The sequence below is a fragment of the Streptomyces chartreusis NRRL 3882 genome (genome assembly GCF_900236475.1).
Taxonomy (GTDB): domain Bacteria; phylum Actinomycetota; class Actinomycetes; order Streptomycetales; family Streptomycetaceae; genus Streptomyces; species Streptomyces chartreusis_D.
On sequence record NZ_LT963352.1, the window covers coordinates 7,301,661 to 7,322,599 of the forward strand.

General features: G+C 70.8%; 19 protein-coding genes. 12 read left to right on the top strand and 7 right to left on the bottom strand.

The features are described from left to right. Positions 1-87: 87 nt before the first annotated feature. Positions 88-2,574: an alpha-L-arabinofuranosidase C-terminal domain-containing protein gene (locus tag SCNRRL3882_RS33090; protein ID WP_010045228.1), complete on the top strand. Its 2,487-nt coding sequence runs from the start codon at positions 88-90 to the stop codon at positions 2,572-2,574. Positions 2,575-2,648: 74 nt separating this feature from the next. Here the strand turns inward: SCNRRL3882_RS33090 and SCNRRL3882_RS33095 are convergent, their stop codons facing one another. Then, positions 2,649-3,392 carry a VOC family protein gene (locus SCNRRL3882_RS33095; protein ID WP_010045226.1) on the bottom strand — a complete coding sequence of 248 codons (744 nt, stop codon included), beginning with the start codon at positions 3,390-3,392 and terminating at the stop codon, positions 2,649-2,651. Positions 3,393-3,475: 83 nt separating this feature from the next. On the opposite strand from SCNRRL3882_RS33095, the gene SCNRRL3882_RS33100 reads away from it, so the two are divergent. The 8 genes from SCNRRL3882_RS33100 (at position 3,476) to SCNRRL3882_RS33135 (ending at position 10,883) form a co-directional block, all read left to right on the top strand. Beyond that, a complete protein-coding gene (locus tag SCNRRL3882_RS33100) occupies positions 3,476-4,162 on the top strand; it encodes a VanZ family protein (protein WP_010045223.1) in 687 nt (228 codons plus the stop codon). Between the two features lie 9 nt (positions 4,163-4,171). After that, positions 4,172-4,867 carry a response regulator transcription factor gene (locus SCNRRL3882_RS33105; protein ID WP_010045220.1) on the top strand — a complete coding sequence of 232 codons (696 nt, stop codon included), beginning with the start codon at positions 4,172-4,174 and terminating at the stop codon, positions 4,865-4,867. Continuing rightward, complete coding sequence (locus tag SCNRRL3882_RS33110; RefSeq protein WP_010045218.1) at positions 4,860-5,939, top strand: sensor histidine kinase; 1,080 nt, start codon at positions 4,860-4,862, stop codon at positions 5,937-5,939. The genes SCNRRL3882_RS33105 and SCNRRL3882_RS33110 overlap by 8 nt, the downstream gene beginning before the upstream one ends. An 89-nt stretch (positions 5,940-6,028) precedes the next feature. Then, positions 6,029-7,057: an N-acetyl-gamma-glutamyl-phosphate reductase gene (argC, locus tag SCNRRL3882_RS33115; protein ID WP_010045212.1), complete on the top strand. Its 1,029-nt coding sequence runs from the start codon at positions 6,029-6,031 to the stop codon at positions 7,055-7,057. Beyond that, entirely contained in the window at positions 7,054-8,205 is a 1,152-nt protein-coding gene (gene argJ / locus SCNRRL3882_RS33120) for a bifunctional glutamate N-acetyltransferase/amino-acid acetyltransferase ArgJ (protein WP_010045208.1), read from the top strand. The genes argC and argJ overlap by 4 nt, the downstream gene beginning before the upstream one ends. Beyond that, positions 8,202-9,125 carry an acetylglutamate kinase gene (argB, locus tag SCNRRL3882_RS33125; RefSeq protein ID WP_010045205.1) on the top strand — a complete coding sequence of 308 codons (924 nt, stop codon included), beginning with the start codon at positions 8,202-8,204 and terminating at the stop codon, positions 9,123-9,125. Before argJ ends, argB begins: the two co-directional genes overlap by 4 nt. Positions 9,126-9,133: 8 nt before the next feature. After that, positions 9,134-10,330, top strand: a complete 1,197-nt coding sequence (locus SCNRRL3882_RS33130) for an acetylornithine transaminase (RefSeq protein ID WP_010045204.1) — start codon at positions 9,134-9,136, stop codon at positions 10,328-10,330. Between the two features lie 7 nt (positions 10,331-10,337). Beyond that, positions 10,338-10,883, top strand: coding sequence for an arginine repressor (locus SCNRRL3882_RS33135; protein ID WP_010045203.1), 546 nt, complete (start codon positions 10,338-10,340; stop codon positions 10,881-10,883). A gap of 182 nt (positions 10,884-11,065) precedes the next feature. Here SCNRRL3882_RS33135 and SCNRRL3882_RS33140 read toward each other — a convergent pair whose 3' ends face one another. From SCNRRL3882_RS33140 to SCNRRL3882_RS33165, 6 genes are all read right to left on the bottom strand, one after another. Next, complete coding sequence (locus SCNRRL3882_RS33140) at positions 11,066-11,869, bottom strand: FAD:protein FMN transferase (RefSeq protein ID WP_029181541.1); 804 nt, start codon at positions 11,867-11,869, stop codon at positions 11,066-11,068. Further along, positions 11,862-12,914, bottom strand: a complete 1,053-nt coding sequence (locus tag SCNRRL3882_RS33145) for an FMN-binding protein (protein ID WP_102514894.1) — start codon at positions 12,912-12,914, stop codon at positions 11,862-11,864. Before SCNRRL3882_RS33145 ends, SCNRRL3882_RS33140 begins: the two co-directional genes overlap by 8 nt. 40 nt (positions 12,915-12,954) lie before the next feature. After that, positions 12,955-14,337: a ferric reductase-like transmembrane domain-containing protein gene (locus SCNRRL3882_RS33150; RefSeq protein WP_010045200.1), complete on the bottom strand. Its 1,383-nt coding sequence runs from the start codon at positions 14,335-14,337 to the stop codon at positions 12,955-12,957. 135 nt (positions 14,338-14,472) lie between these two features. After that, positions 14,473-15,171, bottom strand: a complete 699-nt coding sequence (locus SCNRRL3882_RS33155; RefSeq protein WP_010045199.1) for a L,D-transpeptidase family protein — start codon at positions 15,169-15,171, stop codon at positions 14,473-14,475. Between the two features lie 3 nt (positions 15,172-15,174). After that, positions 15,175-15,762, bottom strand: coding sequence for a pyridoxamine 5'-phosphate oxidase family protein (locus SCNRRL3882_RS33160; protein ID WP_010045196.1), 588 nt, complete (start codon positions 15,760-15,762; stop codon positions 15,175-15,177). A 100-nt stretch (positions 15,763-15,862) separates the two neighbouring features. Beyond that, a complete protein-coding gene (locus SCNRRL3882_RS33165) occupies positions 15,863-16,813 on the bottom strand; it encodes a hypothetical protein (protein WP_102514895.1) in 951 nt (316 codons plus the stop codon). 217 nt (positions 16,814-17,030) lie between these two features. On the opposite strand from SCNRRL3882_RS33165, the gene SCNRRL3882_RS33170 reads away from it, so the two are divergent. From SCNRRL3882_RS33170 to SCNRRL3882_RS33180, 3 genes are all read left to right on the top strand, one after another. Further along, the gene (locus SCNRRL3882_RS33170; RefSeq protein WP_010045181.1) at positions 17,031-18,248 is read left to right on the top strand and encodes an argininosuccinate synthase; all 1,218 of its coding nucleotides are present in this window, start codon (positions 17,031-17,033) and stop codon (positions 18,246-18,248) included. A gap of 48 nt (positions 18,249-18,296) precedes the next feature. After that, a complete protein-coding gene (argH, locus tag SCNRRL3882_RS33175) occupies positions 18,297-19,730 on the top strand; it encodes an argininosuccinate lyase (protein WP_010045180.1) in 1,434 nt (477 codons plus the stop codon). Between the two features lie 151 nt (positions 19,731-19,881). Then, a complete protein-coding gene (locus SCNRRL3882_RS33180) occupies positions 19,882-20,853 on the top strand; it encodes an aldo/keto reductase (RefSeq protein ID WP_010045178.1) in 972 nt (323 codons plus the stop codon). The last annotated feature ends 86 nt before the right edge of the window (positions 20,854-20,939 follow it).

The following is a 20,939-nucleotide window of genomic DNA, read 5'->3' on the forward strand; positions in this document are numbered from 1 at the left end:
TCAGCCCCCTCCCTATCTTGCCGTTCGAAGTGCTGATCAATGTCTGATATTTCGAACACTCCTCTACCAGAGAGCCGCGGAGTATCCATGCCACGCACCGCCGCCCGCACCCGATGGAGACTCGGTCTCACGGCCACCGCCCTCCTGACGGCAACAGCCCTCGTACCGGCCCCCGCGCACGCCGAGGACGTCACCGACTACGCGATCACAGTCGACCCGTCCGCCAAGGGCGCGGCGATCGACGACACGATGTACGGCGTCTTCTTCGAGGACATCAACCGGGCCGCCGACGGCGGTCTGTACGCCGAGCTCGTGCAGAACCGCTCCTTCGAGTACTCCACCGCCGACAACGGCTCCTACACGCCCCTGACCTCCTGGACGGTCGGCGGCACGGCCGAGGTCGTGAACGACTCGGGCCGCCTCAACGAACGCAACCGCAACTACCTCTCCCTGGGCGCCGGTTCCTCCGTGACGAACGCCGGCTACAACACCGGCATCCGGGTCGAGCAGGGCAAGAAGTACGACTTCTCCGTGTGGGCCCGCGCCGAGAACGGCAGCACGCTCACCGTCTCCCTCAAGGACACCGCGGGCACGCTGGCGACCGCCCGGCAGGTGGCCGTCAAGGGCGGCTGGGCCAAGTACAAGGCCACCTTCACCGCGATTCGCACCAGCAACCGCGGCCGCCTCGCCGTGGCCTCGACGAACGCCGCCGCGCTCGACATGGTGTCGCTGTTCCCGCGCGACACCTACAAGAACCAGCCCAACGGCCTGCGCAAGGACCTCGCCGAGAAGATCGCCGCCCTGAAGCCGGGCTTCGTGCGCTTCCCCGGCGGCTGCCTGGTCAACACCGGCTCCATGGAGGACTACAGCGAGGCGAGCGGCTGGCAGCGCAAGCGCAGCTACCAGTGGAAGGACACCGTCGGACCCGTAGAGCAGCGCGCCACCAACGCCAACTTCTGGGGCTACAACCAGAGCTACGGGCTCGGCTACTACGAGTACTTCCGCTTCGCGGAGGACATCGGCGCCATGCCGCTGCCCGTCGTCCCCGCCCTGGTGACCGGCTGCGGCCAGAACAAGGCCACCGACGACGACGCCCTGCTCAAGCGGCACATCCAGGACACCCTCGACCTCATCGAGTTCGCCAACGGCCCGGCGACCTCCACGTGGGGCAAGGTCCGCGCGCGGATGGGCCACCCCAAGCCCTTCCACCTCACCCACCTCGGCGTCGGCAACGAGGAGAACCTCCCCAAGGAGTTCTTCGCCCGCTTCCAGCAGTTCCGGGCCGCCATCGAGGCGAAGTACCCGGACATCACCGTCATCTCGAACTCGGGCCCGGACGACGCCGGCACGACCTTCGACACCGCCTGGCAGCTCAACCGCGAGCACCACGTCGACATGGTCGACGAGCACTACTACAACAGCCCGAACTGGTTCCTCCAGAACAACGACCGCTACGACTCCTACGACCGCAAGGGCCCCAAGGTCTTCCTCGGCGAGTACGCCTCCCAGGGCAACGCCTGGAAGAACGGCCTCTCCGAAGCCGCGTACATGACCGGCCTGGAGCGCAACGCGGACATCGTCAAGCTCGCCTCGTACGCCCCGCTGCTCGCCAACGAGGACTACGTCCAGTGGCGGCCGGACATGATCTGGTTCAACAACCGGGCCTCCTGGAACTCGGCGAACTACGAGGTCCAGAAGCTGTTCATGAGCAACGTCGGCGACCGCGTGGTCCCCTCGAAGGCCACGACCACGCCGAACGTCAGCGGCCCCATCACGGGTGCCGTCGGCCTGTCCACGTGGGCGACCAGCGCCGCGTACGACGACGTGAAGGTCACCTCGGCGGACGGCTCGACCCTGCTGAGCGACGACTTCTCCGGTGACGCCTCGAAGTGGAAGCACACCGGCGCCGGCAGCTGGAGCATCCAGGACGGGCAGTACGTCCAGACCGACACCGCCGCCGAGAACACCATGGTCACGGCGGGCGACCCGGCCTGGAAGGACTACGACCTGCACGTGAAGGCCACCAAGAAGTCCGGCAAGGAGGGCTTCCTCGTCGCCTTCGGCGTCAAGGACACCGGCAACTACTACTGGTGGAACCTGGGCGGCTGGAACAACACCCAGTCCGCGATCGAGCAGGCCGTGGACGGCGGCAAGGGCACGCTGATGACGAAGCCCGGGTCGATCGAGACGGGCCGCGCCTACGACATCGACATCGAGGTGCGCGGCCGCCAGGTCACCCTGTTCCTGGACGGCAAGGAGTGGGGCAGCTTCAAGGACGACAAGCCCGCCGAGCCGTTCCGCCAGGTCGTCACCAAGGACGCGAAGACCGGTGATCTGATCGTCAAGGTCGTCAACGCCCAGTCGGCCGAGGCCCGGACGGCCGTCGACCTGGGTGGTGCCAAGGTCGCCTCCACGGCCCGCGTGACCACGCTGGCCGCCGACGAGGACGCGGTGAACACCGAGACGGACACGCCGGTGACGCCGGTGACGTCCACGTTCCGGGGGGTGGCCCAGAAGTTCACCTACACCTTCCCGGCGAACTCCGTCACCTTCCTGCGGATCAAGCAGGGGTAGCGAGCACCCCGCGTGGGCCGCTGCCCCCTGGGGCGGCGGCCCACGCCCGTGCCCGGTGTCGTCGGGGATCCGCGTCAGTGCGGGCCCAGGGCGCAGAACTCATGGCCCTCCGGGTCCGACAGGCACGTCCACGGGACGTCGCCCTGGCCGAGGTCGAGGTCGGTGGCGCCGAGGGCTTTCAGCCGGGCCACCTCCGCCGCCTTGTCGTCACCGGGGTAGGGCAGCAGGTCGAGACGGACGCGGTCCGGCACCGTCTTCGCCTCGGGCGAGCGGCGGAACTCGACGTACGGGCCGACGCCCTGGGCGGAGCGCAGCACCGCGTGTTCGTCGGTCACCTCGTGCAACGTCCAGTCCGTCGCCTCGCCCCAGAACCCGGCCATGGCCCGCGGATCGGAGCAGTCGACCACCACCCGGGCGATCGGCCCCGTGTCCCGGTAGATCTCCCGAGGCTCCAGCACACAGAACTCGTTGCCCTCGGGGTCGGCGAGGACCGTCCACGGCGCGTCGCCCTGGCCCACGTCGGCGGGCGTCGCACCGAGAGCCTCCAGACGCGCGACCAGCTCCGCCTGGTGGGCCGCGGAGGTGGTGGCCAGATCGAGGTGCACACGGTTCTTCGTCGCTGTCTTGGCTTCCGGGACCGTGACGACGTCGATGCAGACGGCGACCGGGTCCGGCCAGACGAAGCCGTCACCGGGCTCCACGTTGGTCACGCCGGGTCCCTCGCTGGAGACACCCCAGCCGAGCGCGTCCGCCCAGAAGCGGCCGACCGCCGCGTCGTCAAGAGCCTTTATGTTCACCTGAACAGGTCTCAGTGCCATGCCGGTGAGCCTATTTCCGTGTTTCGCGGGCGTATCGAAAACCGCATACGGCGTCGCAACGGCCCTCCGCGTCCCATGGGGGCATGACTTCCAACGCATCCCTGCCGGCACCGCCCCGCCGCACGCGCGGGTTCGTGCTTCTCGGTCTGGTCGTCCTCGGCCTGGCGGGCGCCGTGTTCGTCGTGCGGCGGCCGCTCATGATGTCCGCTCCCGTGTGCGTGGCCGGGCGGTGGCACGGCTGCTTCGACACGTTCAACGGCGTGGTGCTCATGACCTTGGTCGCGCTGCCGCCGGCCGCACTGGTGGTGTGGGCCCTGGCGCGCCGTCGGCGTGCCGCCGGCGTCACATCGGCGTGGCGGATGTCGCTGGCCGAGGTGGGCATGGTCCACGGAACGGTGCCGTTCCTGTGGCTGACCATGATGCCGGGCGCCGGTGCCGGCGTCGTCCCCGGCCGGGTGAGCCTGGTGCCGCTGCGGGACCTGGCCACGATGGGGCCGCTCGGGATCGCCGGGAACCTGCTGGTCTTCGCGTCGCTGGGGTTCTTCGCCCCGATGCGGTTCGCGGCGCCGGCGTCCGTGCCGCGGATCCTGGCGCTCGCGGCGGGCTGCTCGGTCCTGGTCGAGACCGCGCAGTACGTCCTGCGGCTGGACCGGGTGTCCTCCGTGGACGACGTACTGGTCAACACCACCGGCGCCGTGCTGGCCGCGCTGGCCTCGCGCCGCTGGTGGCGCACGTCGTCGCATACGTCTGCGATATGCCGTGCTGCTTAGGCTTCAGGCATGCGCGTACTGATCGTGGAGGACGAGCCCTATCTGGCCGAGGCCGTCCGTGACGGTCTGCGGCTGGAGGCGATAGCCGCCGACATCGCCGGCGACGGCGAAACCGCCCTGGAGCTGCTCAGCGTCCACTCCTACGACCTGGCGGTACTCGACCGCGACATCCCAGGCCCCTCCGGCGACGAGGTCGCCCGGCGCATCGTCGCCTCCGGCAGCGGCATCCCGATCCTCATGCTCACCGCCGCCGACCGGATCGACGACAAGGCGTCCGGGTTCGAGCTCGGCGCCGACGACTACCTCACCAAACCGTTCGAGCTGCGGGAGCTCGTCCTGCGGCTGAGGGCGCTCGACCGCAGACGCGCCTACGCCCGGCCCCCGGTCCGCGAGATCGCGGGCCTGCGGCTGGACCCCTTCCGCCGGGAGGTCTTCCGCGACGGACGCTACGTCCCGCTCACGCGCAAGCAGTTCGCCGTGCTGGACGTCCTCGTCGCCGCCGAGGGCGGGGTCGTCAGCGCCGAGGAGCTGCTGGAACGGGCCTGGGACGAGAACGCCGACCCCCTCACCAACGCCGTGCGCATCACCGTCTCCGCGCTGCGCAAACGGCTCGGCGAACCCTGGATCATCGCCACGGTGCCCGGCGTCGGCTACCGGATCGACCCCGGCACGGACGCCGCCGACACCGGCAGGACGCATGCGTAGACGCCCCGGGCCCAGCGCCCGGCTGAAACTCACCCTCAGCTACGCCGGATTCCTCGCCGTCGCCGGCGCTCTGCTGCTGGCCGTGGTGTGGATGTACCTGCTGCGCTACGTACCCGACAACTCCCAGGGACTGCTCTGGACCTCGCCCAACCGCTACCTCCTGGTGCGCACCTTCGCCCCCGCCGCGGCCGTGGCGATGGTCTTCCTGCTCGTGTTCGGCCTCGTCGGGGGATGGGTCCTGGCCGGCCGGATGCTCGCACCGCTCACACGGATCACGGCCGCGGCACGGAGGGCCGGGAACGGATCGCTGTCCCACCGCGTCCGCTTGGAGGGCCGCCAGGACGAATTCCGCGAACTCGCCGACACCTTCGACGCCATGCTCGGACAACTCGAGTCGCACGTCGCCGAGCAACAGCGGTTCGCCGCGAACGCCTCCCACGAACTGCGCACCCCGCTGGCCATCTCCCGGACGCTGCTCGACGTCGCCCGCAAGGACCCCACGCGGGACCGGGGCGAACTCATCGAACGCCTGCACGCGGTCAACACGCGCGCGATCGGCCTCACCGAGGCCCTTCTGCTGCTCAGCCGCAGCGACCGAGGGAACTTCACCCGCGAGAGCGTCGACCTCTCCCTCATCGCCGAAGAGGCAGCCGAAACCCTGCTCCCCCTCGCCGAAGAGCGGGAGATCACCCTCGACGTCACCGGCGGGGCGGCCCGGGCGAGCGGCTCCTCGGAACTCCTGCTGCGGATGGTGACGAACCTCGTCCAGAACGCCCTCGTCCACAACCTCCCCGCCGGCGGCACCGTGACGGTCCACACCGAGGCGCACGGTGACACGAGCGTGCTGCGGGTCGAGAACACGGGCCGTCGGATCCCGCCGGACCTGGTACCGACCCTCACCGAGCCCTTCCAGCGCGGAACGGAACGCGCCCGCACCGACGAGCACGCAGGGGTCGGCCTCGGCCTGGCCATCGTGGACAGCGTCGTGCGCGCCCACGACGGCACCCTCGACCTCGTCCCCCGCCCCGCCGGCGGCCTCCTCGTCACGGTCCGGCTCCCGGGGACGCCGTAGGCATCGCCCCTGCACCCTCGCGATCGCATGGACGCGATTGCATAAACCTGCAGAGAAACGTATAGTCATGCCCTCTAGGAGGAGGTTCCATGGCGGTACGTGCGGCAGTGGCCGGAGCGAGTGGATACGCGGGCGGGGAACTGCTGCGTCTGCTCCTGGCGCACCCCGAGGTCGAGATCGGCGCCCTGACCGGCAACTCCAACGCGGGGCAGAAGCTCGGTGCGCTCCAGCCGCACCTGCTGCCCCTGGCCGGGCGAGTGCTCCAGGAGACCACCCCCGAGGTGCTCGACGGCCACGACGTCGTCTTCCTCGCGCTGCCGCACGGGCAGTCCGCCGCCGTCGCCGAGCGGCTCGGGCCGGACGTGCTGGTGATCGACATGGGCGCCGACTTCCGGCTCACGGACGCCGCCGCCTGGGAGCGGTTCTACGGCTCGAAGCACGCCGGAACCTGGCCCTACGGCCTTCCCGAACTGCCGGGTGCACGCGCCGCGCTGGAGGGGTCCAAGCGCGTCGCGGTGCCCGGCTGCTACCCCACGGCAGTGTCGCTGGCGCTCTTCCCGGCGTACGCCGCCGGGCTCGCCGAGCCCGAGGCCGTGATCGTCGCCGCGTCCGGCACCTCCGGCGCGGGCAAGGCGCCCAAGCCGCACCTGCTGGGCAGCGAGGTCATGGGCTCGATGTCCCCGTACGGCGTCGGCGGCGGGCACCGGCACACCCCCGAGATCACCCAGAACCTCAGCGCGGCCGCCGGCGAGCCGGTCTCCGTCTCCTTCACACCGACCCTCGCGCCGATGCCCCGCGGCATCCTCGCCACGTGCAGCGCGAAGGCGAAGGACGGGGTCACCGCCGAGTCCCTGCGCGCCGCCTACGAGAAGGCCTTCGCCGACGAGCCCTTCGTGCACCTGCTGCCCGAGGGCCAGTGGCCCGCCACGGCGTCCGTCTACGGTTCGAACGCCGTTCAGGCGCAGGTCGCGTACGACGCGGCCGCCGGACGGATCATCGTGATCAGCGCCATCGACAACCTCACCAAGGGCACCGCCGGCGGTGCCGTCCAGAGCATGAACATCGCCCTGGGGCTCGACGAGACCACCGGACTGACGACGATCGGAGTTGCGCCGTGAGTGTGACGGCAGCGAAGGGATTCACGGCGGCGGGCATCGCCGCCGGGATCAAGGAGAACGGCAACCCCGACCTGGCCCTCGTGGTCAACACCGGGCCCCGCCGCGCCGCCGCCGGCGTCTTCACCTCCAACCGCGTGAAGGCCGCACCGGTGCTGTGGTCCGAGCAGGTACTGAAGAGCGGCCAGGTGTCCGCCGTCGTCCTCAACTCCGGCGGCGCCAACGCCTGCACGGGCCCGAAGGGCTTCCAGGACACGCACGCGACGGCCGAGAAGGTAGCCGAGGTCCTCGGGCGGGGCGCCATCGAGGTCGCCGTCTGCTCGACCGGCCTGATCGGCGTGCTCCTGCCGATGGACAAGCTGCTGCCCGGCGTCGAGACGGCCGCCGCCCAGCTCTCCGAGCACGGCGGTGAGAAGGCCGCCATCGCCATCAAGACCACCGACACGGTCCACAAGACGTCCGTCGTCACCAAGGACGGCTGGACCGTCGGCGGCATGGCCAAGGGCGCGGGCATGCTCGCCCCCGGCCTCGCCACCATGCTCGTCGTCCTCACCACCGACGCCGACCTGGACGACGACGTACTCGACAAGGCCCTGCGGGCGGCCACCCGTACGACCTTCGACCGGGTCGACTCCGACGGCTGCATGTCCACCAACGACACCGTGCTGCTGCTCGCCTCCGGCGCGGCGGGGGTCACCCCGGAGTACGCGGAGTTCGCCGAGGCCGTACGGCAGGTCTGCGACGACCTCGGTCAGCAGCTCATCCGGGACGCCGAGGGCGCCAGCAAGGACATCAAGGTCGAGGTGGTCAACGCCGCGACCGAGGACGACGCCGTCGAGGTGGGCCGCTCCATCGCCCGCAACAACCTCCTCAAGTGCGCCATCCACGGCGAGGACCCCAACTGGGGCCGCGTGCTGTCCGCGATCGGCACCACCAAGGCCGCCTTCGAGCCCGACCGGCTGAACGTCGCCATCAACGGCGTCTGGGTGTGCAAGAACGGCGGCGTCGGCGAGGACCGCGAGAAGGTCGACATGCGCTACCGAGAGGTCCACATCGTCGCCGACCTCGCCGCCGGGTCCGAGACCGCCACCATCTGGACCAACGACCTCACCGCCGACTACGTCCACGAGAACAGCGCCTACTCGTCATGAGCACTACGCGGAAACACACCGCCCTCCCCAAGGCCCAGATCCTCATCGAGGCGCTGCCCTGGCTGGTCCGGCACAACGGCAAGACGGTCGTCATCAAGTTCGGCGGCAACGCCATGATCGACGAGGAGCTGAAGGCCGCCTTCGCCCAGGACGTCGTCTTCCTGCACCACGCCGGCCTCAAGCCGGTCGTCGTGCACGGCGGCGGCCCGCAGATCAGCGCCGCCCTCGACCAGCACGGCATCGTCAGCGAGTTCAAGGCGGGCCTCAGGGTCACCACCGAGGACGCCATGGACGTCGTACGGATGGTGCTGGCCGGTCAGGTGCAGCGCGAACTGGTCGGGCTGCTCAACCAGCACGGCCCGCTCGCCGTCGGCCTGACGGGCGAGGACGCGCACACCATCACCGCCACCAAGCACCAGCCCGAGATCGACGGCGAACTGGTCGACATCGGGCGGGTCGGCGAGATCACCGCGATCGACACGGGCGCGATCGAGGCGCTCCTCGCCGACGGCCGCATCCCGGTCGTCTCCTCGATCGCCCGCTCCCAGGACGACGGACATGTCTACAACGTCAATGCTGATACGGCGGCTGCGGCACTCGCTGCTGCTCTGGGCGCCGAAACCCTCATGGTCCTCACGGACGTCGAGGGACTGTACGAGGACTGGCCGAACAGCGACGAGGTGATCAGCCGCCTCACCGCCTCCGAACTGGAGCGCCTGCTGCCGGACCTGTCGTCCGGCATGGTGCCGAAGATGGAGGGCTGCCTGCACGCCGTACGGGGCGGCGTCACCACCGCCCGCGTGATCGACGGCCGGGTCCAGCACTCGATCCTGCTGGAGATCTTCACCGATGAGGGGATCGGCACGATGGTCGTGCCCGACGAGAAGCCCGAGGGACCGGGCGAACAGGGGGAGTCGTGAACAACGTCGTGGGAAATCAGGAACTGACCGCGCGGTGGCAGGGCGCGCTCATGAACAACTACGGCACCCCGAGGCTCCCGCTCGTCCGCGGTGCGGGCACCAAGCTGTGGGACGCCGACGGCAAGCAGTACCTGGACTTCGTCGGCGGCATCGCCGTCAACGCGCTCGGCCACGCCCACCCGGCCGTCGTCGAGGCCGTGAGCCGGCAGATCGCCTCCCTCGGCCACGTCTCCAACCTGTTCGTCGCCGAGCCCCCGGTCGCGCTCGCCGAACGGCTGCTCCAGCTCTTCGGCCGCGACGGCAAGGTCTACTTCTGCAACTCCGGCGCCGAGGCCAACGAGGGCGCCTTCAAGATCGGCCGGCTCACCGGACGGACCCACATGGTCGCGACCCAGGGCGGCTTCCACGGCCGCACCATGGGCGCCCTCGCGCTCACCGGCCAGCCCGGCAAGCAGGAACCCTTCCTGCCGCTGCCCGGCGACGTCACGCACGTCCCGTACGGCGACGCGCAGGCGCTGGCCGCCGCGGTGACGGAGGAGACGGCCCTGGTGATCATCGAGCCGGTCCAGGGCGAGAACGGGGTCGTGGTCCCGCCCGCCGGCTACCTCAAGGCCGCCCGGGCCATCACCGCCGCCACCGGCGCGCTGCTCGTCCTGGACGAGGTGCAGACCGGCGTCGGCCGGACCGGGCACTGGTTCGAGTACCAGGCCCACGAGGGCGTGCTGCCCGATGTCGTCACCCTCGCCAAGGGCCTCGGCGGCGGACTGCCGCTCGGCGCGACCGTCGCCTTCGGGCGCGCCGCCGAGCTGCTCCAGCCCGGCCACCACGGCACCACCTTCGGCGGCAACCCCGTCGCCTGCGCCGCCGGGCTCGCCGTCCTCGACACCGTCGAGAACGAGGGACTGCTGGAGAACGTCAAGCGGCAGAGCGAGAAGCTGCGGGACGGGATCGAGGGCCTGGGCCACGAGTTGATCGGTTTCGTCCGGGGCGCGGGTCTCCTCCTGGGTATCGTGCTCACCGAGCCGCTCGCGCCCCAGGTGCAGCAGGCGGCTCAGGACGCCGGCCTCCTGGTGAACGCGCCCGCCCCCGATGTCGTACGGCTCATGCCGCCGCTGAACATCGACGACGCGGAGGTGGACGCCTTCCTCCGGGCGCTGCCCGGTGTCCTCGACGCAGCCGACGGGGACGGACGATCCGGGGAATGAGACGACGATGAGCCAGGCGCAGGACCACGAGCAGCCGGGGGCGAACGGGCCCGCCGTGCCGCAGACCCGCACTGCACGCCACCGCCGGATCGTGGACATCCTCAACCGGCAGCCCGTGCGGTCGCAGAGCCAGCTGGCGAAGCTGCTCGCCGACGACGGGCTGAGTGTCACGCAGGCGACGCTCTCCCGGGACCTGGACGAGCTGAACGCGGTGAAGATCCGCAACACCGACGGAGACCTGATCTACGCGGTGCCGAGCGAGGGCGGTTTCCGCACGCCGCGCGCGCCGCTGGGCGGGTCGGCGAAGGAGGAGCGGATGCGGCGGTTGTCGCAGGAGCTGCTGATCTCCGCGGAGGCTTCGGCGAACCTCGTGGTCCTGCGGACTCCTCCGGGGGCCGCGCAGTTCCTGGCGTCGGCGATCGATCAGGCCGAACTGCACGACATCCTGGGGACGATCGCCGGTGACGACACGTTGCTGCTGATCAGCCGGAACCCTGACGGGGGGCAGGCGCTGGCCGACCATTTGCTGAGGCTGGCGCAGAACGGGCACTGAGCACGCAGTGGGGGTTGCCGGTGGTGGTCGTGTGCGGGTGGGCTGTGGCCGGTCACGCAGTTCCCCGCGCCCCTGAGTCACCCAGCTGCGGGCAATCGTGCCGCTGAGGGCGGCACCCGTCCCAAAGAGAGCGGCACCCCGCCGGCGCGGGTGCGCGACCCGACCCCGCCTCAGCCCCCCACTCACCCCAGCCTCGCTGCCAACCCTCCGGTGCAACGCACCTCATCACCAGCCGTGATGAGCAGGGCCTCCACATCCGGCAGCGACTCCAGCCAGGCCAGCCCCTCCCGCGACCCCATCGCGAACGCCGCCGTGGCCCAGCAGTCCGCCCACGTCAGCCGAGGCCCCACCACCGTGACGGCGACCAGGTCGGTCACGGCCGAACGCCCCGTGCGCGGGTCGACGATATGCGCGCCCCGCTCGGCGGTTCCGGACGTCGCCACGGCCAGTTCGTCCAGCCCCGCCGCTGAGATCACCGCCGCGAGACCCCCCGGCCGCAGGGGATCCGAAACCCCGACCCGCCACGGCCGCTGCGACCCCGGGACCCCGAGCGACTGCACGTCACCGCCGCCGTTGACGCTCACCCCGCTCACCCCGGGCACGGCGGCCAACTGCCGCGCCGCCCGCTCGACCGCCCAGCCCTTCACGATGCCGGTCGGATCGAGCCGGCCCCCGTACGACGTGCTGAACCAGCCGTTGCTCAGCCGCTCCGCCTCGGCGGCCAGTGCGAGCACCTCGGCGACCTCGGGATCACACTCCTCGACGGTCAGCTCCCCGCGCTGCAGCCGGGAGACCTGACTGTCCTCGCGGTACGTGCTGAACACCTCGTCGACCCGGTGCAGTCCGGCCACGACATCGTCCACGGCCGCGCGCACGGCGGCCGGTTCCCCGCCGCGGACGTCGAGGGAGAAGACGGTCCCCATCGTCTCCTCCGCATGACGTACCGCGGCGGGAGCCTGTGCGGAGTCGGCCACCGTGTCAGCCACCGGCCTGGTCCAGCGCCGACTGGAGGGACTGCTTGTAGCCGGCGCTGGTGTAGGTGGCGCCGGAGACGGCGTCGATCTGTGCGTTTCCGGCCGCGACCGCTGCCTGGTTGAGGCGGGGGACGGAGGCGGAGGTGATCTGGTCGCTGCGGCCGCCCTTGGGGGCCTGGACGGCTTCGGCCTTGGTGATCTTCCCGCCGGCGACGGTGACGCGGACCTGGACCGGGCCGTACTGCGTCTGCGCGACACTGCCCGTGACGGTCTTGGCCTGGGCGCTGCCCGAACCGGAACTCTGGGAGGAGCCGCCCCCTGCCGGGGCCTTGTCCAGGGCGGACTGGAGGGACTTCTTGTAGCCGGCGCTGGTGTAGGTGGCGCCCGAGACCGCGTCGATGTCCGCGCTCCCCGCCGCGACGGCCGCTTGGTTGAGGCGGGGGACGGAGGCGGAGGTGATCTGGTCGCTGCGGCCGCCCTTGGGGGCCTGGACGGCTTCGGCCTTGGTGATCTTCCCGCCGGCGACGGTGACGCGGACCTGGACCGGGCCGTACTGCGTCTGCGCCACGTCGCCGGTCAGCGTCTGGGCGTCGCCCGAGCCCTGCGCGCCGCCGGCCGAGGCCTTGGCCTTGTCCAGAGCCGACTGGAGGGACTTCTTGTAGCCGGCGCTGGTGTACGTCGCCCCGGACACGGCGTCGATGTCCGCGCTCTGGGCGGCCACCACCGCCTGGTTGAGGCGGGGCACGGAGCTGGCGGTGATCTGGTCGCTGCGGCCGCCCTTGGGGGCCTGGACGGCTTCGGCCTGAGTGATCTTGCCGCCGCTCATGGTCAGGCGGACCTGCACCGCGCCGTACTGCGTCTGCGCCGCGTCACCGGTGACCGCGCCGTTCACGCCGCCCTGCGGGGCCTGCCCGGCGGCCGCGGGCGGGAGCTGACCGCCCGCGGCCTGGGCGGAGCCCGGGTCGGAGGCCGGCTTCAGTGACAGCAGCAGCACGATCCCGGAGACGGTGGCTGCGCCGGCGAGCACGGCACGCCGGACGGGGTGAGACTTCCTCATCGTTTCTCAAGCTCCTGAAGGGCCGTTGATGTCCCGTCGCTCACATCTCGAACGACTCGTGATGGATTCGGCGGGCGGGGACCCCCGCGCCGCGCAGTGCCTCGTACACCGATTGCGCGAAGCCGGGCGGCCCGCACATGAAGACGTCGTGGCGGTCGATGTCCGGGATCTTGCGCTGGAGGGACTCCGCCGAGATGTCGGGGCGTTCCCCGTCCGGGCTGTTGACCGCGTACATCAGCCGGGCGCCCCGCTCGTCGGCGATCTTGGCGAGCTCGCCCCACAGGGCCAGGTCCTGCGTGCTGTTGGCCCGGTAGAGCAGCGTGATGTCCCCGGCCGCGCCCGGCAGCGTCTCGAACAGGGCCCGCATCGGGGTGATGCCGACACCGCCCGCGACCAGCAGCACCTTGCCGCGGCTGCGGCGCTGCGCGGTCATCGCGCCGTACGGGCCCTCCGCCCACACCTTGGTGCCGGGCTTCAGCTCGCGCAGCCGGGAGGTGTGGTCGCCGATCGCCTTGACGGTGATCCGCAGCATGTCCGGGCGGGGGGCCGCCGACAGCGAGTACGGGTGCGAACTGAAGCGCATTCCGGGCGCCTTGAACCGCCAGCGGAAGAACTGGCCCGCCTCCGCGCCCATCCGGTGCAGCTTGCGCCCGCCGATCAGCACGGACACGATCCCCGGGGTCTCCTCGATGACCGCCTCGACGCGCATGCGGTGCCGCAGGTTCAGCCGGATCGGGGTGAGGATCCGGTACCAGAGGACGAGCGCCGTCACCGCGCCGTACAGCCCGTACCAGAAGGTCTTCGCGGCGGGTTCGACGGCGAACTCGTTGCCGGTCGTGATCTGGTGCCAGAACGTCAGGTACACCGACGCGTAGGTGAGCAGGTGCACGTGGTACCAGGTGTCGTACCCGATCAGACGGCGGACGCCGCCGATCGAGAGGATCCCGATGACGAACAGCAGACCCGTGCCGATGGCGGCCTTGCCCATGTCCGGCAGCTGGTTGATGGAGTCGGTCGTCTGCTGGACGATGGCGCCGAGCCCCTTGCCCGCCTGGAGGGCGTAGCCCCACATGGTGAGGAAGACGTGTGCCAGGACCAGGCAGAGCGTGTACCGGCCGGTCATGGCGTGCCAGCGGGCGACCCGGTCGGTGCCCACCCGCCGCTCCAGCGCGGGCACCCGGGCCATCTGGAGCACCACCAGCGCCATGAGGTAGCCGGCGAGCAGACCGGTGATCCGGCCCGCGGCCAGGATCTTGCTCGTGGTGTCCGCGAGGGACGGTGTGTTGTCCCACCACAGCCACAGCACGGCCGCCGCACCCGCCCACAGGGCGATCAGCAGCGGTACGGCCGGGGAGCGGCGCGGGCGGATGCGGCGCATCGTCTGGCGGCGGGCGGCACGGCCGCCTGCGAGCGTGGTGGTCACGGTTCCTCCGTGGGGACTTGACCCTTGGCCCACAGATACGTGCCGGGACACGGGAGTGTTCAGCCGTGCACCGAGTCGTGTGCGCGGCTGTGCGCACGGAAGTGACCGGTGGTAACACTCAGGCGCGCCCGTGCCCTAGTAGCGGGTGACGGCGGTGGCCCCGGTCGCCGTCCCGACGGCGATGTGGGGGCGCTTCGCCGGGTCGGCCCAGGTGAGGATCGTCCGCATCGCGTCCTTCGGCACGGACACACAGCCGGCCGTCGCTCCCCGCCCGACGACATGCAGGAAGATGCCCGCGCCGCGTCCCCGCACGGGACGCGCGTAGTTGAAGCCGATGACGAGCGCGTGCGCGTACCGCTCGCCGTAGCTGATCAGGTGCTCGGACTCCGCGGCCCGGCAGTCGGCCGCCCGGGGCTCGGTCCAGCGGTTGTAGGAGCGGGAGTCGTTGTCCTGGCACCACCAGGAGTCCCGGTGCACCCGGCGGTACGGGTACGCCGTCCCGCGCGGTGCCGCCCTGATGCCGAAGGCGTACGGCAGCCCGTACAGACCCGTGGGTGTCGTGTTCGTGCCCTGCTTGCGGGACGCGCCTTCTGCCAGCCCGTTCGCTCCGAAACGTGCGGGCGCGGAACCCGCCCGCACCCACCGCCCGTCCCTGAGGTCCCACCAGGTGACCGTGCCCCTCGTCGAGGCCGCCCTCGGGGCCACCGCGGTGATCAGCTGGGTGCCGCCGCCGGTGTCCGTCATCCGGGCCGGCAGCGGGGGCGAGGGCGCGGGCGGCCCGGCGCCGAGCACGACGAGGCCGGAGACGGCGAGGGCTACGGCACCGGGGCGCATGCCTCAGACCGTAGAGGGCGGCAGCGGCAACGGCAGCCCGGGTAGTCCGTCCAGGCTGGTCGCGATGTGCTCCTTCTTGGTGAAGTACTCGCTGAGCGAGGCGTCGTCCTCGCGGGCGAAACGCCTGCCGTGCAGGTCGCGGTCCGCCTCGTACGCCATGAAGGGCACGGCGTAGCCGCAGGTGTCGCGGACGAGTTCGGCCGTGACGACGATGATCGCGCGCAGCCCGTGCTGTGCCGGGTCGATGTCCGGGAAGTGGCCGAGCAGCTCCCCGAAACGGGGGTCGTCGCGGAAGACCGGCTCCCCGCGGCCGTGCACCCGGACGATGTTCGGCGGGCCCTGGAAGGCGCACCACATCAGGGTGATCCGCCCGTTCTCCCGCAGGTGGGCGATGGTCTCGGCGTTGGAGCCGGCGAAGTCGAGGTAGGCCACGGTGTGGTCGTCGAGCACCGCGAACGAGCCCTTGAGGCCTTTGGGGGAGAGGTTGACCGTGCCGTCGGCGGACAGGGGAGCGGTGGCGGTGAAGAAGACCGGCTGCGCCTCGATGAACGAGCGGAGCCGGCCTTCTATGCGCTCATGAGTTTTTCCCATGCCATCGATTATGGCGCAGTCTTTTGACTGTCTAAGGAATTGCGGGACCCGTGGCCGCCCCGGCCGGCGCTCACACGGGGCGGCCACAGCGCCTGTCACCTCACTTGGTGAGCGTGCAGGCAGCCAGGGAGTCCAGACCGGCCGGCTTCTCGGCCGTGCGGCCGATGGCCGTGGCGATGCGGTTGACGGTGGAGATCCGCTTGTCCTCCAGCGGGCCGAGGATGGCGTTCTGGACGAAGTTGGGTCCGCCCTGGCCGACGGTGTCGACGAGGCGCTTGTTGGCCTCCGCGACCTGCGTGTCCAGCAGCGCCAGGTTGCGGTCGACCTCGGCCTGGGCGGAGGCCGGGATCGCGGGCAGCTGGGAGGCGACGTCCGGGCAGCTGATCGTGCCGGCACCGGCGTTCCCCGCCTCGCCCGCACCCGCACCCGCACCGGCCTCGGCGCCCGCACCGGCCTCGGCGCCCGCACCGGCCTCGGCACCCGCACCGGCCTCGGCACCCGCACCGGCCTCGGCGCCGGCGCCCGCACCGGCTTCAGCGCCCGCACCGGCCTCCTCGCCGGCGCCCGCCTCTCCGCCCGCGGCCTCGCCCGCTCCGGCGCCGCCGTCGGCGTTGAGCTGGCAGGCGGCGAAGGCCTCCAGCCCCTCCGGCTTCTCGGCGGCACGCCCGATCGCGGTCTCGATGCGGTTCAGGGCGGCGACGCGCTTGTCCTCCAACGGGCCGAGGATGGCGTTCTGGACGAAGTTGGGCCCGCCCTGGCCGACGGTGTCGACGAGGCGCTTGTTGGCCTCCTGGATCTGGGTGTCGAGCTGGGCGAGGTTGCGGTCGACCTCCGCCTGCGCCGAGGCGGGGACGGCCGGCAGCTGGCCGGTGACGTCCGGGCACGTGATGGTGCCGGGACCCGCCAGCGTCCGGGCGTTCGTCCCGCCGCTCCCGGGCGTCTCCCCGGCGAGGGCGAAGCCGGCGATCACCGTGCCGGACAGTGCCACCGCGGCGGCGCCGCCGATGAAGCCGACGCGACGCTTGTTGTACTTCGGAAGAGCCCTGGACATGCGGATGCCTCACTAGGGGTCGGGGGATCGTCGGTGTCGAAACGCGGCGCCTGCGTTCGGCGAGAGGTACGCGTAAGCGGTTTCCCGCGTTCAAAGGAGCTGCAAAGTCGTCTCGGCATGGCCGGAATCGGGCCCTCGATCCGAGATGCATTGACGAATCATGCAGAGGTCTGCATAATCATGCAGGTCAGTGTCAGCAGTATGAGGAGAAGAACCCGTGACCGAGCGCGTCGTACTCGCCTATTCCGGCGGTCTTGACACCTCCGTCGCCATCGGCTGGATCGCCGAGGAGACGGGCGCCGAGGTCATCGCGGTCGCGGTGGACGTCGGCCAGGGCGGCGAGGATCTGGACGTCATCCGCAAGCGCGCCCTCGCATGCGGCGCCGTGGAGGCCGAAGTGGCCGACGCCAAGGACGAGTTCGCCGAGGAGTACTGCCTCCCGGCGATCAAGGCCAACGCCCTCTACATGGACCGCTACCCGCTGGTCTCCGCCCTGTCCCGGCCGGCGATCGTCAAGCACCTCGTCGCAGCCGCCCGGAAGCACGGCGCCACGACCGTCGCCCACGGCTGCACGGGCAAGGGCAACGACCAGGTCCGCTTCGAGGCCGGCATCGCCGCCCTCGCCCCCGACCTGAAGTGCATCGCCCCGGTCCGCGACTACGCCATGACCCGCGACAAGGCCATCGCCTTCTGCGAGGCCAAGGGCCTGCCGATCGCGACCACCAAGAAGTCGCCGTACTCCATCGACCAGAACGTCTTCGGCCGCGCCATCGAGACCGGATTCCTCGAGGACATCTGGAACGGGCCGATCGAGGACATCTACGAGTACACCCAGAACCCGGCCGTCGCGCGCGAGGCCGACGAGGTGGTCATCACCTTCGAGGAGGGCGTGCCGGTCGCCCTCGACGGCGAGCCCGTCACCGTCCTCCAGGCCGTCCAGCAGCTCAACGAGCGCGCCGGAGCCCAGGGCATCGGCCGGATCGACATGGTCGAGGACCGGCTCGTCGGCATCAAGTCGCGTGAGGTCTACGAGGCTCCGGGCGCGATGGCGCTGATCACCGCCCACCAGGAGCTGGAGAACGTCACCGTCGAGCGCGAACTCGCCCGCTACAAGCGGGGCGTCGAGCAGCGCTGGAGCGAGCTGGTCTACGACGGCCTGTGGTTCTCCCCGCTCAAGCACGCCCTCGACGGCTTCGTCAACGAGGCGAACCAGTACGTCACCGGCGACATCCGGATGACCCTGCACGGCGGCCGCGCGGTCGTCACCGGCCGGCGCTCCGAGCAGTCGCTGTACGACTTCAACCTCGCCACCTACGACACGGGCGACACCTTCGACCAGTCCGCCGCCAAGGGCTTCATCGACATCTACAGCCTGTCCTCGAAGATCGCGGCACAGCGTCAGCTGCGGAAGCAGCACGACGGGAACCCGGCGTAGGCATATAAAGGTCCGCGTCACATCCGAACCTCTCTAGGAGCAACGCAAGTGAGCAGCAACAGCGGTGACGTACGGCTCTGGGGCGGCCGTTTCGCCGACGGTCCCGCCGAGGCCCTGGCCAAGCTGTCCGCGTCCGTCCACTTCGACTGGCGGCTCGCGCCGTACGACATCGCCGGTTCGCGCGCGCACGCGCGTGTGCTGCACAAGGCGGGCCTGCTCACCGAGGACGAGCTGACCCGGATGATCGCCGGGCTCGACCAGCTGGAGTCGGACGTCGCCGACGGCTCCTTCGTGGGCACCATCGCCGACGAGGACGTGCACACCGCCCTGGAGCGCGGCCTGCTGGAGCGGCTCGGCCCCGACCTCGGCGGCAAGCTGCGTGCGGGCCGCTCCCGCAACGACCAGGTCGCGACCCTGTTCCGCATGTACCTGCGCGACCACGCCCGGGTGATCGGCGGCCTGATCGCCGAGCTCCAGGACGCGCTGATCGGACTGGCCGAGGCCCACCCGGACGTGGCGATGCCCGGCCGCACGCACCTCCAGCACGCCCAGCCGGTCCTCTTCGCGCACCACGTCCTCGCCCACGTCCAGTCGCTGTCCCGGGACGCGGAACGGCTGCGCCAGTGGGACGAGCGGACGGCCGTGTCGCCGTACGGCTCGGGTGCCCTGGCGGGCTCCTCCCTCGGCCTGGACCCGGAGGCGGTCGCGAAGGACCTCGGCTTCGAGCACGGCAGCTCGGGCAACTCCATCGACGGAACGGCGTCCCGTGACTTCGTCGCCGAGTTCGCCTTCATCACGGCGATGATCGGCGTCAACCTCTCCCGGATCGCCGAGGAGGTCATCCTCTGGAACACGAAGGAGTTCTCCTTCGTGACCCTGCACGACGCGTTCTCGACGGGCTCGTCGATCATGCCGCAGAAGAAGAACCCCGACATCGCCGAGCTGGCCCGCGGCAAGTCCGGCCGCCTCATCGGCAACCTGACGGGCCTGATGGCCACGCTCAAGGCCCTCCCGCTCGCGTACAACCGCGACCTCCAGGAGGACAAGGAGCCGGTCTTCGACTCCATCGACCAGCTGGAGATCCTGCTGCCGGCCTTCACCGGCATGATGGCCACGCTCACCGTCCACCGGGAGCGCATGGAGGAACTGGCCCCCGCCGGCTTCTCCCTCGCCACTGACATCGCCGAGTGGCTGGTCAAGCAGGGCGTCCCGTTCCGCGTCGCCCACGAGGTCGCCGGCGAGTGCGTGAAGGTCGCCGAGGCCGAGGGCAAGGAACTGGACGAGCTGACGGACGAGCAGTTCGCGAAGATCTCGTCCCACCTCACCCCGGAGGTCCGCTCGGTCCTCAACGTCCCCGGAGCCCTGGCCTCCCGCAACGGCAGGGGCGGCACGGCCCCGAGCGCGGTGGCCGTTCAACTGGCAGAGGTGAAGGCGGACGTGGCGGCCCAGCACGAATGGGCTCTGGCCAAGAAGAAGAGCTGAGGGCAGCACGCTGCGGGGACGCGGGGAACTGCGCGACAAGCCACAGGCCACCCGCACGCGCCGAAACACAGCGAGCCCCGAGCTCTGAGGCGAAGGTCATCCCGGGGGTTACGTTGGTCGAAAGCCGCAGCCGACCGAACGGAGCCCCCGGATGCCCTTCGCCCGCCTGGCCACAGCGACAACCCCCACCTGCCACATCGGCCTAGGCCTCGCCGCCGTCGGACGCCCCGGCTACATCAATCTGGGTCGTGATCAGGACCTGCCGGCCGAGCGCACGGTTGACGCTCTGCGCGAGCGTACTCACCAACTCCTGGACGCCGCCTACGCCCAGGGCGTCCGCTACTTCGACGCCGCCCGCTCCTACGGCCGCTCTGAGGAGTTCCTCGCCGACTGGCTGAAGGCCCACCCGGGCCACGACGACATCGTCGTCGGCAGCAAATGGGGCTACACCTACACCGCCGACTGGTCCACCGACGCCGAGACGCACGAGGTCAAGGACCACACCCTCGCCACCTACGAACGGCAGCGCGCCGAGAGCGACGCCCTGCTCGGCGACCGGCTCGACCTCTACCAGATCCACTCGGTGACCCCGGACAGCCCGGCCCTCACCGACAAGGAACTGCACGCGAAGCTCGCGGAAGCCGCCGCCCAGGGCCTCACCATCGGCTTCTCCACCAGCGGTCCCGCCCAGGCGGACGCGATCCGCGCCGCCCTCGCCGTCACGGTCGACGGCGAACCCCTCTTCCGTACCGTGCAGTCCACGTACAACGCGCTGGAGACCTCCGCCGCCCCCGCCCTCGCCGAGGCCCATGACGCCGGCCTGACCGTGATCGTCAAGGAGGGCATGGCCAACGGCCGCCTCGCCGGACCGCACGCGCCGGACGTCCTGCAGGAGATCGCCGAGGAGGCCGGGCTGGGCTGCGACGCCATCGCCCTGGCGGTGGTCCTGCGGCAGCCCTGGGCCGGTGTCGTCCTCTCCGGCGCCGCCACCACCAACCAGCTCGCCTCCAACCTGCACGCGGCGGTCGTCGACCTCGACGACGACCAGCTGACCCGGCTGGCCACGCTGGTCGAGGAACCGCAGGTGTACTGGGAGCGGCGCGGGCAGCTGCCCTGGCACTGATCACCACCCCTTCGCACCCATCCGCGAACCGGCAGCCGTGAGTCACGCATGCCCAGTATGAGACATCTGTGTCTCATATGGGTTAT